This is a genomic window from Mangrovibacterium sp. (assembly GCF_059905295.1).
The window spans coordinates 1-16,003 of record NZ_JBZQJF010000174.1; the positions used below are offsets into that span (position 1 = coordinate 1).

12 protein-coding genes and 2 tRNA genes are annotated in these 16,003 nt (G+C 41.7%); 6 read left to right on the plus strand and 8 right to left on the minus strand.

Annotated elements, in window-relative coordinates:
• Both AC37HE_RS09230 and ilvA read left to right on the plus strand, forming a co-directional pair.
• Nucleotides 1-1,019: OmpA family protein (locus tag AC37HE_RS09230; RefSeq protein ID WP_500782543.1), on the plus strand; the 1,019-nt coding region annotated here is incomplete at its 5' end.
• Nucleotides 1,020-1,134: 115 nt separating this feature from the next.
• Nucleotides 1,135-2,388 (plus strand): threonine ammonia-lyase, encoded by a 1,254-nt coding sequence (gene ilvA / locus AC37HE_RS09235; RefSeq protein WP_500782544.1) that lies wholly within the window; start codon nt 1,135-1,137, stop codon nt 2,386-2,388.
• Between the two features lie 140 nt (nt 2,389-2,528).
• Here ilvA and AC37HE_RS09240 read toward each other — a convergent pair whose 3' ends face one another.
• Both AC37HE_RS09240 and AC37HE_RS09245 read right to left on the minus strand, forming a co-directional pair.
• A complete protein-coding gene (locus AC37HE_RS09240) occupies nt 2,529-3,128 on the minus strand; it encodes a T9SS type A sorting domain-containing protein (protein ID WP_500782545.1) in 600 nt (199 codons plus the stop codon).
• A gap of 88 nt (nt 3,129-3,216) precedes the next feature.
• The gene (locus tag AC37HE_RS09245; protein WP_500782546.1) at nt 3,217-3,795 is read right to left on the minus strand and encodes a hypothetical protein; all 579 of its coding nucleotides are present in this window, start codon (nt 3,793-3,795) and stop codon (nt 3,217-3,219) included.
• Nucleotides 3,796-4,494: 699 nt separating this feature from the next.
• On the opposite strand from AC37HE_RS09245, the gene AC37HE_RS09250 reads away from it, so the two are divergent.
• Nucleotides 4,495-5,664: a MalY/PatB family protein gene (locus AC37HE_RS09250; RefSeq protein WP_500782547.1), complete on the plus strand. Its 1,170-nt coding sequence runs from the start codon at nt 4,495-4,497 to the stop codon at nt 5,662-5,664.
• A 72-nt stretch (nt 5,665-5,736) separates the two neighbouring features.
• Here AC37HE_RS09250 and AC37HE_RS09255 read toward each other — a convergent pair whose 3' ends face one another.
• The 4 genes from AC37HE_RS09255 to AC37HE_RS09270 all read right to left on the minus strand — a co-directional run bounded on the left by AC37HE_RS09255 (nt 5,737) and on the right by AC37HE_RS09270 (nt 10,970).
• The gene (locus AC37HE_RS09255; RefSeq protein WP_500782548.1) at nt 5,737-5,979 is read right to left on the minus strand and encodes a F0F1 ATP synthase subunit delta/epsilon; all 243 of its coding nucleotides are present in this window, start codon (nt 5,977-5,979) and stop codon (nt 5,737-5,739) included.
• Nucleotides 5,980-5,996: 17 nt separating this feature from the next.
• Entirely contained in the window at nt 5,997-7,508 is a 1,512-nt protein-coding gene (gene atpD / locus AC37HE_RS09260; protein WP_500782549.1) for a F0F1 ATP synthase subunit beta, read from the minus strand.
• Nucleotides 7,509-7,621: 113 nt separating this feature from the next.
• Nucleotides 7,622-8,605: a polyprenyl synthetase family protein gene (locus AC37HE_RS09265; protein ID WP_500782550.1), complete on the minus strand. Its 984-nt coding sequence runs from the start codon at nt 8,603-8,605 to the stop codon at nt 7,622-7,624.
• A 25-nt stretch (nt 8,606-8,630) separates the two neighbouring features.
• The gene (locus AC37HE_RS09270) at nt 8,631-10,970 is read right to left on the minus strand and encodes an efflux RND transporter permease subunit (RefSeq protein ID WP_500782551.1); all 2,340 of its coding nucleotides are present in this window, start codon (nt 10,968-10,970) and stop codon (nt 8,631-8,633) included.
• Between the two features lie 330 nt (nt 10,971-11,300).
• Here AC37HE_RS09270 and AC37HE_RS09275 point away from each other — a divergent pair, with 330 nt between their 5' ends.
• The 3 genes from AC37HE_RS09275 (at nt 11,301) to AC37HE_RS09285 (ending at nt 12,561) form a co-directional block, all read left to right on the plus strand.
• Nucleotides 11,301-12,065 (plus strand): hypothetical protein, encoded by a 765-nt coding sequence (locus AC37HE_RS09275; RefSeq protein ID WP_500782552.1) that lies wholly within the window; start codon nt 11,301-11,303, stop codon nt 12,063-12,065.
• Between the two features lie 186 nt (nt 12,066-12,251).
• Nucleotides 12,252-12,325 (plus strand) — tRNA-Asn (locus AC37HE_RS09280).
• 162 nt (nt 12,326-12,487) lie between these two features.
• Nucleotides 12,488-12,561: transfer RNA gene (locus AC37HE_RS09285), tRNA-Asn, on the plus strand.
• A gap of 56 nt (nt 12,562-12,617) precedes the next feature.
• Here the strand turns inward: AC37HE_RS09285 and AC37HE_RS09290 are convergent.
• Together AC37HE_RS09290 and AC37HE_RS09295 are read right to left on the minus strand one after the other, a co-directional pair.
• A complete protein-coding gene (locus AC37HE_RS09290; protein ID WP_500782553.1) occupies nt 12,618-13,574 on the minus strand; it encodes an ester cyclase in 957 nt (318 codons plus the stop codon).
• A gap of 135 nt (nt 13,575-13,709) precedes the next feature.
• Nucleotides 13,710-15,878, minus strand: coding sequence for a hybrid sensor histidine kinase/response regulator transcription factor (locus tag AC37HE_RS09295; RefSeq protein WP_500782554.1), 2,169 nt, complete (start codon nt 15,876-15,878; stop codon nt 13,710-13,712).
• Nucleotides 15,879-16,003 lie beyond the last annotated feature (125 nt).

Genomic DNA, 16,003 nt, shown 5'->3' on the forward strand with positions numbered 1-16,003 from the left:
ATCTGGGTAAGGAAATTAACACGCCGGGTAATGAGGTTTTTCCCTCTATGGACTATGAAGGAAACCTCTATTTTTCATCTGATTATTGGCCGGGAATGGGAGGCTTGGATATTTTTAAAGCGACGAAAGCCGATGATGGACATTGGACCGTTGAAAATTTAAAGGTTCCGGTGAACTCTTCAGGCGACGACTTTGGGATGACCTTTATTAACGAAGCAAATCCACACGGTTTATTTGCCTCGAATCGAAAAGGATCTCGTAGTGATGATATTTACTCGTTTTACTTACCTCCGAAAGTATATCGTATTACCGGGGAGATTTATGATAAGGAAACCGGAGCTCGCATCGATGGAGCTCGTGTTCGTGTTATTGCAACCGACGGAACAAATCTTCGAATGCGTGCCAATGATGGTAAATTCCAACTCAAACTAAATCCGGAAACGGAGTATGTTTTTGCGGCTTATCGCGACGGATATTTGAGTGACAAAGTGCGTGAAAATACCATTGGTTTAACTGACAGCAAGGACTTCAATGTAAGCCTTTATCTGCGGCCAATTGATGAGCCTGTTAAGATTGAAAATATCAGCTATGCCTTTGGTTCGTGGGAGTTGAACGATGCGTCGAAGCATTCGTTGGATAGCTTGGTGCAGATTCTGGAATTGAATCCGACCATTACGATCGAGTTGATGTCACATACCGACCATGTTGGGTCCGAAAAATTCAACTTCGATTTATCGCAGAAACGTGCGCAGGCAGCCGTTGATTATTTGATTCAACGGGGGATAAGCCCGGGGCGTTTGGTGGCAAAGGGCTACGGCGAAACCTGGCCTAAAAAAGTTACCCGTGAGTTAGCTAAGCAGTACGACTTTCTGAAACGGAACGATGTGCTAACCGAAGACTACATCAATAAATTGACACCCGAACAGCAAGAAATTGCCAAATCGATTAACAGGCGTACGGAGTTTAGGGTGCTCTCGACTGATTATCAGGAAGAATACAAACCTGAAAAATTAAAGTAAAACATCCTTGTATTTGATTAAGTATATGACTTATGTAAGTGATTGCGGGAATAAAAACGATACTTTTGCATCGATTTTTTAAACTCATTTTTCTTCTTTTTTAGAACAGAAAATTATGGCAAAATATTTTCCGACTTTACAGGCGATTAATCGTGCCAAGCTAACGATTAATGAAGTATTGAGCGGTACTCCTTTGGCTGAAAATTTCAATTTGTCAGAGCAATTTAAGGCTCGGGTTATGTTGAAGCGGGAAGATCTGCAGCTTGTTCGTTCCTACAAAATACGGGGAGCCTTTAATAAAATTAAAAGTTTGAATGCCGAGCAGTTGAAAAATGGTATTGTTTGTGCCAGTGCAGGTAATCATGCTCAGGGTGTTGCCTATTCCAGTTTTAAGTTAGGTATTCAGGCTAAAATTTACATGCCAACAACTACTCCGAAGCAAAAAATTAAGCAAGTGCAGATGTTTGGACGCGAGTTTGTTGAGATTGTCCTTTGGGGTGATACTTATGATCAGGCCAGCGCCGAGGCACTGAAGGACTGTGAAGAAAATGGCAAGACCTTTATTCATCCTTTCGATGATCCCTTGATTATTGAAGGACAGGCGACTGTTGCTTTGGAAATTATTCAGGATTCAACCTGTCAGATTGATTACCTTTTTGTTCCAATCGGTGGAGGTGGACTGATTGCAGGAGTAGGTAGCTATTTCAAGCAAGTGAGTCCCAATACCAAAATTATCGGAGTGGAGCCTGCTGGGGCACCGTCGATGTCTGCCTCGCTGGAAAAGGGGGAAGTGGTGAAGCTTGAGAATATCGATAAATTTGTTGATGGTGCTGCAGTCCAGCGTGTTGGTGATTTGTCTTTTGAGATCTGCAAAGAGATTATCGATGATATCGTTTTGGTCCCTGAAGGTCGGATTTGTACTAAAATCCTGGAGCTTTATAACCGCGATGCAATAGTTGTAGAGCCTGCCGGTGCCTTGTCGATCGCTGCTCTCGATTATTATGCCGATAAGATTAAAGGAAAGAATGTGGTTTGTATTGTTTCCGGCAGTAATAACGATATTACGAGAACGGAAGAGATTAAAGAGCGATCTCTGTTATTTGAAGGCCTGAAACATTATTTTATTATTCGTTTCCCGCAGCGAGCAGGTGCCTTGCGTGACTTTTTGGATAATGTGCTCGGTCCTAAAGATGATATCACCCACTTTGACTATTCAAAAAAGACAAATCGGGAGAAAGGACCTGCTTTTGTCGGGATAGAGCTGACGGATAAAAATGATTTGGAAGGTTTGCTGCAACGAATGACCCAATATGGATTTGTTTACGAGTATGTGAATGATAAACCCGATTTATTTCAGTATTTGATTTAACTTGTATTTGGGTTCAAATAGATCAAGGAGTTTTTGGACGAGCAAGTGCCAAAGCTTCTTTTTTTTGTTCGGTAGAAAGCAAAAAAAAATGCGGCTTCTTTCGAGAACCGCATTGGATTTCATATCAATTAAGTTGTTTGTTATCTGATAGTAACCGGATAGGCAAATTTCTTTGCTCCGGCAGCGAGCACTACTTCATATCGTCCAGCCTGGAGTTTTGATAGGTTGAGTCCTTCGTTCACAGAGAATGAGTTATCCAATGCTTTATTGTAAATAAGATCATTTCCATCATAAACTTTGAGCTTTACCTTTTCTCCCGGGTAGTTCAAATAGGCAACACGCAGGATTTCTTCTTCATTGCTGAAGCTGAAAAACGGTTCTTGAGTCATTTGTTCTTGTCCCAAGCTTACCTGGTTGTCTGCAATAGTTAATTGGTTTTCAGTTACAACGTTGTCGCTGTTAACAATCAAATTGTATACACCAGGTTTATAATCCGAAAGGTCATAAACTTGCTGATATTTGCTTGTTTCAGGCTGAGTCATGCTGTAATACACAATTTCACCAGACTTATTCTGGAGTGTAATCTCCAGAGTTGCATTTGCTGCATTATTGACTTCCAGCAAGGCATTTTTGCCTGCCAGTGGTTTTACATCTACCTTTGGGGTATCCAAGGCAAAGGTTAGTTCTCCTGAAAGAATCAGGATAACTAACATGCTAAGAAATTTCATTGTTGTTTTCATTTCCATCACAATTCTAATCCGTTCAACTTTGAAAATTCGGTTTTGGTAATAGCGGTCGTCCGCTTTTTCAGAGGGTGTGTCGTTCTAATTACTTGCGAACTGTGTAGTCGAATACTTCGTCTCCACTAGCTAAAACAACTTGGTAATCACCACTTTGTAGTTTTGCGAGGCTTAATCCTTCGTTTACTGCAAATTGGTTGTCGATTGCTTTTGAGTAAATCAAGTCGTTTCCGTCGTAGATTTTCAAATCAACGCTTTTGCCAGGGTAGTTTAAGTAAGCTACACGCAGTACATCGTTGTTGAATGAGAATACAGGGTCAGCAACATATTTTAGATCACCAACTGCGATTTCTTTTGAACCAACAGAGAAAGTACGCTCGCTGGTTGCACCATCGATAGTTGCAATAACTTTGTAGTCACCTCTGTCTAATTTTGAGAAATCGTAAACTTTGCGGTAATCGGTAATGTTACCTTCTGTTTCTTTGTAGTAGATTACTTCTCCGTAAGAATTTTCGATGCTGATCTCGTATTGAGATTCTGCTTTACTTGAAACTGCTACTACAGCACGTTCTGATGATAATGGTAAAATATCAACTCTTAAGTTACCACTTGCTGATGCAATGTTTGCCGAAGCTACTAAGGCGAAGATTGCGATAATTGTTTTCATTGTTTTCATTTTTCTGTTCTTTAAGGTTAAACATTAAGCACAGTACAAATATAGAGTGCGGGTATGTAATATGCTGCACAACACATGTTAAGGGTAAGTTAAAAAACATGCTCTTCAGCATAAAATGAAAAGATGATGCATTTTGAAATCTGGTTAAATGGCAGTAAAACAATAATATAAGGTTGTTTTGCTGAGCTTTTTGTCGGGTCTTTTTTTTGATGTTTAAATTTTGAGAAGTGGTAAAAAATTGTTAACTGTTAAGCCAATATTAACACTAACAGGTCTTAAATTGCGAAAACCATGATTTTTGTCAGTCGTTTGCGGAAACGGCAGCTCATATTGGTTGTGTAGATACGGCTTGAGATGCCAATATGTAAGAATTTAAGAGTTCATTATCCTTGTATTTGTTGAAATTTCATTGTAACAGGATCAATTTGACTCCTTTTGCTTAGTCAGAAGGCGAGTCTTTCTGTTCTATCTGCAAATGAATGTGTAGTTTTGCTCTCAGTTATAATGTGTGGTAATAAAAAAAACGGTTGAACTGCCTTTGTGGTATTGTTGTTTTCCTGCAGAGATAAGTATCGAAGGTTATCGGTTTTTCGGTAGTCCTATATATAATATATAAGGGACACGATTTTAATTATCTGGCTAGAGGTGTTCTGAAAGGGGAATCGTGGTCTAATAAATAAGATAAGAGAAATGAAGAAGTATAATTTTGATGAAGAGGTTTCGCGTTACGGGACTAATAGTTTAAAATGGGATGCCAGTGAACGCATTTTTGGAAAATCGGATATTCTTCCATTATGGGTGGCAGATATGGATTTTAAAACTCCGGATTTTATTTTGGATGCATTGCGCAAACGATTAGATCACGAAGTGCTGGGTTATACGTTCCGTCCTGAGTCTTATTTTCAGTCCATAATTGATTGGATGAAGCAACGCCATGATTGGGATATCAAGAAGGAGTGGATTTCATTCAGTCCCGGTGTCGTGGCGGGGTTAAATTTGCTTATCGAAGCTTTTACGGAAGTAGGTGATGAGGTAATCGTTCAAAAGCCGGTTTATTTCCCGTTTTTCGAATCGGTTGTCGGTAACAAGCGGGTTGTTTTAGAAAATCCGTTAAAGTTAGTTGATGGCCGTTATTCATTCGATCTGGATGATTTAAAAGGAAAGGTAACCGAAAAAACAAAAATGTTGTTGTTATCCAATCCTCAAAATCCAGGAGGAATGGTTTGGACTAAGGAAGAGTTATTGCCCTTGGCAAATTTCTGTGTAGAGCATGATATTTTGATTGTATCCGACGAAATCCATTCTGACTTAATTTTTGACGGTTATAAACACATTCCGGTTCCAATGCTTTCCGAAGAGATTGCTCAAAACTGTGTTGTTTGTATGGCGCCCAGTAAAACGTTTAACCTGGCTGGTTTAACCACTTCGTTTTTAATTATCCCGAATAAACGTAATTGGGTTCGTTACGAGCGTCAACTTAATGTTCCGCATCTGCACATGGGGAATATCTTCGGCCATATCGGGCTCGAAACTGCTTTTACGCAAGGTGAAGAGTGGCGCAAACAATTAGTGAGTTATTTGGAAGGAAACTTTAATTTCCTGGTGGATTATTTGAAAGAAAATCTTCCGGAAGTAAAACCGATGAAGCTTGAATCGACCTATTTGGCCTGGATCGACTTCTCGGCTTTGGGCTTAACGGATGAGGAATTGAATAATAGCTTGCTCGAAGCTGGTGTTGGATTGAATAAAGGCGTGCAATTTGGCAAGCAGGGAAGTGGGTATATGCGGCTTAATCTTGGATGTACGCGTGCATTGTTGGAAGAAGCCTTATTGCGAATGGTAAATGTGTTGAAGCGTTAGTTATATAATAATAGATAGCACAAAAAAACCTGAAGGATTTCCTTCAGGTTTTTTTTATGTTTTCAAATCATTTTAGTTGGCTTCTGCCAGAACAATGATTTTATCATCTTGCGATTCAACGACTCCTCCTTTAATATCGATATACGATACTTGGTCGGCAGCATCAATGACTTTTATTTCTCCTTGTACCAGAGTTGAAATAATCGGGGCGTGTTTTGTCAGAACTTCGAAGCCTCCGTCACTACCTGGTAGCTTTACCAGTTTTACATCGCCACTAAATAATTTCTTTTCCGGTGTAATTATTTCAAGAAACATAATTTCGTTTTTTAGGATTAAACGGCGGCATCAGCCATCATTTTTTCACCTTTTGCGATTGCTTCTTCAATTGTACCTACCAGGTTGAAAGCTGCTTCCGGATATTGGTCAACTTCCCCATTCATAATCATGTTGAAGCCTTTAATGGTATCCTCTATTGAAACCAGTTTTCCTTCTAAGCCGGTAAATTGCTCAGCAACAAAGAATGGTTGAGACAAGAAACGCTGAACACGACGAGCACGGTGAACAATTAGCTTGTCTTCTTCCGATAGTTCGTCCATACCCAGAATCGCGATAATGTCTTGCAATTCTTTATAACGTTGAAGGATTTCTTTTACGCGTTCGGCACATTCGTAATGCTCTTTCCCAACAATATCCTGAGTCAAAATACGCGAAGTTGAATCCAGTGGGTCAACCGCAGGGTAGATCCCCAGCTCCGAAATTTTTCGGCTCAATACTGTTGTTGCATCCAGGTGAGCGAAAGTGGTCGCTGGCGCAGGGTCAGTCAAGTCGTCAGCCGGTACGTATACAGCCTGTACTGAGGTGATCGATCCGTTTTTTGTTGATGTGATTCGTTCCTGCATAACACCCATTTCTGTTGCTAATGTTGGTTGGTAACCTACGGCTGAAGGCATACGGCCTAAAAGAGCTGATACCTCAGAACCTGCCTGGGTGAAGCGGAATACGTTATCAACGAAGAACAGGATGTCTTTACCTGATCCGGGAGTGCCGTCACCATCGCGTAAACTTTCGGCAATTGTCAAACCTGAAAGGGCAACGCGAGCACGCGCACCGGGAGGTTCGTTCATCTGTCCGAATACCAGGGCCAGTTTGGATTTTTTCAAGCTTTCTTCGCTTACTTTATCCAGATCCCAGCTTCCTTTCTCCATTGATTCTTTAAAGTCCTTTCCATAGTCAACAATATCGGCTTCAATCATTTCGCGAAGCAAGTCGTTACCTTCACGGGTACGCTCACCGACACCGGCAAAAACAGAAAGGCCGCTGTGTGCCAAGGCGATGTTGTTGATCAGCTCCTGTATCAATACGGTTTTTCCGACACCGGCACCTCCGAACAAACCAATTTTTCCCCCTTTGGCATAAGGTTCAATCAGGTCGATTACTTTAATCCCTGTGTAAAGAACTTCCGTTTCAGTTGTTAAGTCTTCGTATTTTGGTGGTTTGTTGTGAATATGCAAACCATCTTTAGGTAGTTGAGCCAATCCGTCTACTGCATCTCCGGTAACGTTCAATAAACGTCCCAGTGCGCTTTCTCCGTTCGGCATTGTAATTGGCGCTCCTGATGGGATAACGTCCATTCCTCTTCTCAGCCCGTCGGTTGAATCCATTGAGATTGCACGAATTGAATTTTCTCCAATGTGCTGTTGACATTCAACAACAAGGTTTGTAGTACCCGGACGAACGATTTCCAGTGCGTCATAGATTTTAGGGAGCTCAGAACCCTCCCGGTCGAAACTAATATCGACTACAGGTCCAATTACCTGGACAACTTTACCAATATTTTGATTCATGTTTATATTAGTTTATTTCCTGTGCGTCGGGAAATTACTAAAAGCACCTCAATCCACCAAGCCAATTAAAACTTAATAATTTACGGTCGAATTTTCCAGACACAGTCGTACTTTTAATGTTCTCTTTTCATGATTGACTGAGCTAATAACAAAAGATCAGCCTTTTTGCTTTCATCGGATGATATATTTCTTAACGACTCAATGGCTTTGTCGTAATAAGCCGCAATTGCATCTTCTGAAATCTTTTTTACTCCCGTGTTTTTGTATATTTTTTTAATTGCAGCAATCTTTTCCGATTCATCGAACGATTCTTTCTGCAACCAGCCTAACAAATTTCTTTTGTCTTCTTGTTTGGCCAATTCTAACGCATTGATCAGCAAAAATGTTTTTTTATTGGCAATGATGTCGCCTCCAATTCGTTTGCCAAACTTTTCCTGATCGGCATAAACATCCAGCAGGTCATCCTGTAGCTGAAATGCCAGCCCTAAGTTAATGCCGAAATCGTAGATTAATTCTGCATCTTCTGTTTTTGCATCGGCCGTCAATGCTCCCATTTTAAAACTGCATGCCAACAGTACCGCGGTTTTCAGCCTGATCATCTCAAGGTATTCGTTGACTGTAACATTCATGCGGGTTTCAAAGTCCATGTCGTACTGCTGGCCTTCACAAACTTCAATTGCTGTTTCGGTGAATAGCTGCAGAATATCCGACTGTCGTTTGAGTTTGGTCTTGGTCAGGTATCGATAGGCCATAATTGACATGGCGTCGCCTGAAAGAATCGCAATGTTCTCGTTATATTGCTTATGAACTGCCGGTTTGTTTCGTCTCATATCGGCCTTGTCCATAATGTCGTCGTGTAGCAAGGTGAAGTTGTGGAAGATCTCGACGCCCATGGCTGTATGCATGGCATCCTCTACTTTTCCTCCAAACAACTCAGTAGCTAGCAGTACCATGACCGGGCGCAATCTTTTGCCTCCCATGTTCAGGGTATATTCTATCGGCTGATATAAATTGAACGGTGCTGTTTGGCCGATGGTTTTGGCCTCGTTTTCAAGGTAACTGATTAGTTGATTCTGTAATGCTTTAACCCGCTCCATTGTCCTTATTGTTGATTCGCCGTTATTATTTATCGGTTGTGTTGTTATCTGTATTTTCTTCAATTTCAAGTTCTTCAAGCTCTATGTCTTCTTCTTCATTGTAAATTTGAAGAAGCGGCTCTCGGAATGAGCGTGTTGTTGTCAGTCGTTCCAGTCCAATTAACAAACTTGGAAGAAGAATTAGGTTGGAAGTAATGGCAACTAGTAGTGTTAATGATACCAATACCCCTAAAGCTGCTGTACCGCCAAACTTCGAAATACTGTAAACGCCGAATCCGAAGAATAATACAACAAAGGTGTACATCATACTAACACCGGTTTCTTTCAGCGCCATGCGTACCGATTTTTGAATATTCCATCCGGTGAGCGACAATTCCTGCCTGTATTTAGCCAGAAAGTGAATGGTGTTGTCGACCGAAATACCAAAGGCAATACTGAAAACAAGGATTGTTGATGCTTTTATCGGTATGCCCGTGAATCCCATAATCGCTGCAGTAAAAATCAGCGGGAGTATGTTCGGAATTAATGACAGGATGACCATTCGCCACGAATAGAACATGAAAGCCATAAATGCTGAGATCAGGAAAATTGCCAGTGCTAAGCTGGAGAATAAGTTTTTCACCAGGTATTGTGTTCCTTTGAAGAACGTGATGCTGGAACCTGTTACAGTGACGTCATATTTCTGCTGGGGGAAGATTGAATCAACCTCCATTTTGAAATCGCCGTATAATTGCTCCATGCGTTTTGTTCCCACATCTTTCATGCGGATACTTACACGCGTTATTTGTTGGGTACTGTCGATAAAGGAATGCAATGATCCAATTCCGGAGTTGGTGTTCTCTGTTGCATTTTTGGCGTAAGCCAGAATAAAATTTCGTTCGTTGTTAGTCGGTATCGTATAGTATTTTTCGTTGCCGTTATAGAACGCTTGCTTGGCGAATTTCAGAATATTCAAAAGTGATAATGAAGGCGAAAGCTCTTTATATTCGGCTAATCGGTTTTCCAGCTTGTCAATCAATCTGAATGTCTGGAGATTCATGGCTCCGTTGGGCTTCTTGGTGTCAATGATAATCTCCAGTGGCATAATCCCGTCAACCTGATTCTCAAAGAATTTCAGGTCTTTATAGATTACGTCGCTTTTCGGAATGTCGTCGACCATATAGCCGGAACTCTTAATTAATGTGATGCCGTAAAGTCCCAGTAACAAAACAAGGAAGGCGGAAAAATAAACCCATTTAATATGGTGGTAAGTTAATTCAACCAGCTTGTCGATAATGCGACCGATTGTTTTATTGTCCAGGTGCTGAATGTGGCGTTCTTTGGGTGGTGCCAGAAAGCTGAAGATTGATGGGATCATCAAAATTGAAAGTAAGAATAGTCCCATGATATTCAGAGAGGCAACCAAACCAAACTGGCGGAGAATCTCGCTGTTGGTAATAATAAAGGTTGCAAAACCCGACGCTGTTGTCAGGTTGGTCAGGAAGGTGGCATTCCCAATTTTAATAATAACCCTTTGTAAGGCTTTTATTTTATTGCCATGTGCCCGGAATTCGTAGTGGTATTTGTTCAGCATGTAAATGCTGTTGGGTATCCCGATAACGATGAGTAGTGAGGGAATCATTCCGGTCAGCAGGGTAATTTTAAAGCCCAGTAAGGCCATGGTTCCCATTGCCCAGATTACCCCGGTGAGTACAATTGTAACCGGGATGAGGACGGCCTTAAACGAACGGAAGAAAAAGAAAAGAACCAGAATACACAAGCCCATGGCCAGGGCCGAGAACAGGTAAATCTCTTTTTTAATTCGAATTGAATTAATAACCCGAATGTATGGAAGACCGGAATAATGCAATTGCAATCCTGTTTCTTCGGTAAACTGGTCGCATCGCTCTTTGATGCTTAAGATCAGTTTTTCCCGAAGCTTGGAATGCATCTTGTCTTTGTTTACGGTAATCCCCAATACGTATGCATTTCCTTTTGGGTTGTATAGAAGTCCTCGGTAGAACGGAAGCGATTGGAAAGTTTTAGATAAGCTGTCGAGCTCTGCTTGTGAAGCTATTTCTTCCGGGAATATTTGTTTGGCTTCAAATTTATGTTCCTTGGTGTTTTTCTCCAGGTCGTAGGCATTGGACGCTGAAATCAGGTTTTCAACCCCATCAATTTGTTTTAAATCGTGGTTTAATTCCTGCCATCTTCTGAAGTGAGTTAGGTCAAAAAATTTGGGATCCTCAACACCCACCACAACCAGGTTGCCTTCTTCGCCGAATAAAGACCGAAATTTTTGGTAGTCTTTATAAGCTTGGTCTTTCTTAGGTAATAGCTGTGCATATTCATAGGACATTTCAACGTGTGTCGCTTGAAAGGCCATGAATACAGTGATAAGTGCAAGTATAATTAATACGGCAATCCTGTTTTTCAGGATTAGTCTTGAGAGGGTAACCCACATAATTGAATTCTTCAAAAAAATGATGTGCGAAAGTAGGCAATAAAATTGGGAATATGAAAGAATGTTTCGATATGCTTTGGGAATCCTTAATGCAGGATTGATGTTGTTGATAATGAATAGGAATCCGATCCTTTTATCCTTTTTTGAATTCACAGATCATGCAATTAAAGGTTGGCGGATCTTGTGTTTCGAGGCTTAACTTTTTAAGGCGTGAATTCGTATTTCATACTGAAAGACCATAAATCAGAAGCCATGAAAAAATACTTTTATTTGGTGGCTACGCCCGAGTCCCTTATCGCGTCGCACTTGGCGCCTGTCGATTTTGGAAACTACCTGGCTGTAGGTACCAAGAAACAGATTAGAGGGCAAGCAATCTTTTTTGAAGTTAATCCTGAAAAAACTCCAATTCATCAGGATTTTGTGAATATGAAGATGAAGCCTTATGAAGATAATGAGCCGAAGCGCTCTGTGTTTTTGTCAATCTACCGGGTGTTCGAGAAAACTCCGTTGGAGGCTTTGCGAAGCCTGTACCTGGTGACTGACGACGGGCGGGTACTCGAGTTGCAGGCCCATGATTATATTAGTCGTAACAACGACCCTATTCACCTGTATCAGCAACTGGCACCAATTTCCACTCGGGTAGCCAGTAAATTAGGCCCGATCGATTTTATCCGTCTTTTGACCGATCAAAGCAAACCGGTATCGGCGCCTAAAATCTTCTTGTGCGACTTAATTTTGAATGAGCTGATGAATGATCCTTATGCTCCCATTCACAATTTACCGTATCCAAACCCCGATCATTTGCGCGATTGCTTGATCAGGTTGAAAGAATCAGCAGGAAGACAAACTAAAACAGTGCTGAGATATATGAAGGGAGATGTTCCGTATCGCACCATAAAAACCGGTTTCTATATCGGTGATCATGCCCATTATTTATATTATCCCTTTCCATCGATTAAAGATTTGGAAGGAAAATATTATTTGTGGTGGAGATCGGCTTTAACACGTCATTTTTAGTTGAAGTATTTAATCGGCTTGATGTGTGTGAGATAACGTGGTTTGGGCAATTCAGCCCGAATCATGGAGTTGCGGATTATTCATTTTTTAAGCAAAAATTTTTTGAAAAAGTTTTTTGTTTTCGAAAATGCTCTTATTTTTGCATCGCTTTTGAAATCAAGGGCAGCAGTTCTATGAACGAAATATTCCCCAATAGCTCAGTTGGTTAGAGCGGCGGACTGTTAATCCGTAGGTCGTAGGTTCAAGTCCTACTTGGGGAGCTGAAAAGCCGATTAGTAATAATCGGCTTTTTACTTTCCAAAAGAGTGGGTAGAAGTTGTAATAATTGCGAAAACTCAACTTTTGGTTTTTGAAATTCAAAAAAAGCTTTTAGATTTGCACACGCCTTTGGAACAAAAGGCAATAATTTGTGAACGAAATATTCCCCAATAGCTCAGTTGGTTAGAGCGGCGGACTGTTAATCCGTAGGTCGTAGGTTCAAGTCCTACTTGGGGAGCTGAAAAGGCCGGAATTGCTTCCGGCCTTTTTTTGTTGACAATTTTAGTTTCGTAATTACAGACCAACACCAATTAATTGCATGAAGGTGTTCCAGTCCCAGTAATCTTTGTTCCAGATTATTTTACCGCTGTCAATTTCCATAACAGAAGCACCGGGTAATTCAAAATAGTTTCCAGTGGCAGGAATTCCCAGATAAGGCCAGCCAACTGTATTTGTTCCTTTCCAAATCCACTCTACCGCTGCAAATCGTTCATTTGCCGCGATGGATACCACTTCAAATCGGGTGTCAGGTATTCCCGAAATGGAGGCATTGGCGTACATTACAAGTGCATCCTTTTCCGTGTAGAGATGGCCCGTTGTTACTTCCGTATAGATGAACTCATCGGCGAATAAGGAAGTCAGCAGGTTGGTGTCGTGCGTATCCCATGCTTCTATAAATAATTTGGCAATCGATTCATTTTGCTCAACTAATGGATTTTCGTCGCCATGGCTGGAGCCAACATTAGTGATCATCCCTTCAGTTTCCATATACATTGCTGTTATGTTTGTGGGATCATCAGCATAGCCGGTAAATTCCATGGTTCCCTGTGCCTGAGCAAATTTGCCGGTGCCGCCGTCAAAATCAACTTGTCCATTCATTTTATTCTCGGGGATGTTAAACGACCCTGAAAGCGTGTACTTCAGGAAATCGCCATTGGCAGCACAAACTGATCCAAACATTTGCCAAGAAATAGTCCAGGTCTGTTCGTCCATTTCCACAGAAATGGTGTACCATGTACTTTTGTCAGAGATCAACTCCCCTAAATGTGAAATGTTCCCGGATAAGATTCCGTATACAGGGATACCGTTTAGGGATTCAGTTACAGACGATTGTAGCTCGCCTTTAATCGGAACCATTGTAGTTTTGGCTGATTTAAGGTTCACATCCACATCGGGAAGCAACGAATCGTTTGTCTCGCAGCCTGCAAAAAAGAGGCTCACGCACCAGAGTAAAAAAATCAATCGTTTCATTTTTCCTGAATTTTAAAGGTTTCAAACATTGAGGTTTTCGGGCTCGGACATACAGTTAAAGATACTGAATAGCAGAGGGTAGTGCTTTGGCTATTGTCTCGAATGTTTTGGTGATCGTCTCAAAGGGGTACTCTGTTAATTGATGAGCTCATTTGGAGCACATCCAAACTCCTCATGAAAGCAGGTGCTGAAGTGAGAAAGGTTTCGGAAGCCCGATTCAAAAGCCGCCTCAGTTACATTGCGGCCATGTTTTTCGAGTAAGGTTCTGGCGTGTAATAATCTGCATGAGCGAAGGTATCGTCCCACCGAATTATCGGTCAGAGCCCTAAATTTTCGGTATAGCTGGGCGCGGCTCATGTTCATTGACAGACAAATATCATTGATCCCAAAATCTTCGTTGTGTAGTTCTTCTTCAATCAAAGTGTTCAGTCTTTTCATGAACAAGGTTTCGTGTTTGTATTGGACGTTCTCGCCGGGGCGAATAAAAGGCAGGCTCCCCAATTGTTTTTGCATCTTTTGGCGCAGTTCCAGCAGGTTATTGAGTTTAAGAAGCAGTTCCTTTTCGCTGAAGGGTTTTACCAGGTAGTGGTCAGCACCGTGTTCCAACCCGATGAGTTTCGAATCAAAATCGCCACGGGCAGTTAAAATCACGACAGGAATGTGGTCGGTTCGAATATCAGCCTTCAGTTGTTCGAGCATCTCAAACCCATCCATCAGTGGCATCATAACGTCCGAAAGAATGATGTCCGGAATGATGTCTCTGGCTTTTTCGAGTCCGTTCTTCCCGTTTGATGCCAACTCAATGCGATAGTTTTCATCAAGAATAGCCCTCAGGTATTCGACCACATCACTATTGTCCTCAACGATCAACAGTAGTGGCAGATGATCCTTCTTTTTGATGATTGATCCACTTCCGGGAGGGGATGTCATTTTTGGTATTCCTGCATTGATCGGTTCCTGATTTATCGCGGAAATCCCATGGTCTTTACTTGCTGTAGCCATATTTGTTTGCGGCAGGGAGACCGTAAACTCCGCACCTTTTCCTTCTTCGCTTTTTACCCGGATTTTGCCTTTCATAAGCTTCACCAGTTCTGATGTAAGAGCTAGTCCTAGTCCGGTGCCGGGAATTTGGTTGCCTTTGTCGGTGACCTGGTAAAATCGGTCAAATATCTTTTGCGTGGATTCCTGCGGAATTCCCCTGCCCGTATCTTTCACGATAATCCTGATTACTTTTTCATTCTCTTCTGTGTTCTGTTCTACGTTTACGTATATCCGGCCGCCTGCAGGAGTGAATTTTATAGCATTCGCTAAGAGGTTTGAAACAATATGCATCAGTTTGTCGGCGTCATAATCGGTAAATATTGGACTTGTATTACGGTTGATAATCAGGTCGATGTGCCGGCTTTCTGCCAGGCTGTGAAAAGATTCTGCCAGATAACGGACAAATTTGTTGATATCGCCATTGATCAGGTTTATTGGCATTTCATCGGCTTCGATTTTGGCAATATCCAGCATCTGGTTGACTAGCCGCAGCAAGATCCGGCTTTGTGTGGTTATTTTCTCAGGTCCGTTTTTCAGCCATTTCTCCGGATTTTTTTCCAGCTGCTCGGCCATTCCAAGGATCACAGTCAGTGGAGTTCGAAATTCGTGCGATATGTTGGTGAAAAGTTTGGTTTTGGCCTCGTCTATTTTCCGGAGTTTTGCGGCTTCTTCTTTTTCGTAGCGACTTTTGTCTTTCATGAAAAGAATGACGATAAACAGGATGCAGGCATTGATCCAGAATGTAAGGCCCACGAACGAAATTGTATTTGCCTGTTGAGTAATGAAATCGGGCGTTGTTAAGCTTGGTTGAAAAATTCCAATAAGAAGGATTGTGATGCAATACCAGGCAAACATCCCAATAGTCCAGCGAAGGTTTCCGGCCAGTATTGACCCCATGGCGCAGTTCATCCCAATGAACACGAAGCCCAACGAATGTGTAAGTCCCCCCACCTGGAGCATCGCAAACATGGCCGCAGTAGTAAAGACCGTGAAAAGAATATTAATAACCAGGTCGAAGCGCTTTAGCCGGCGGAACAGGGGAAAACCTACAGCATAACCAGCCAGGAAGACTACGCTGAACCACCAGATGGGCCAAAGTTTCAGTATGACCAGTTCTATGAAGGATGTCAGGACAACGAACAGAAAAGTGACTACCATCCAGATCCATACCCAGCGCTTTCTGAGTTGTGCTTCAGGTTCAAGCCGTGGGTCGGCTAGATAACGGTCAATCCGGGCTAGTATTGAATCGTTTGGACCTTCCATGAATAGTTCGTATCAACGGGTCGTTGTCGGTTGTTGATTGAGCCGTATTGTTGAATACTTATGCTTTTCCTAATGGTTACATTATTCCGGGACAGGCAAAGGGAGTACTTGTTGTTGATTCATGT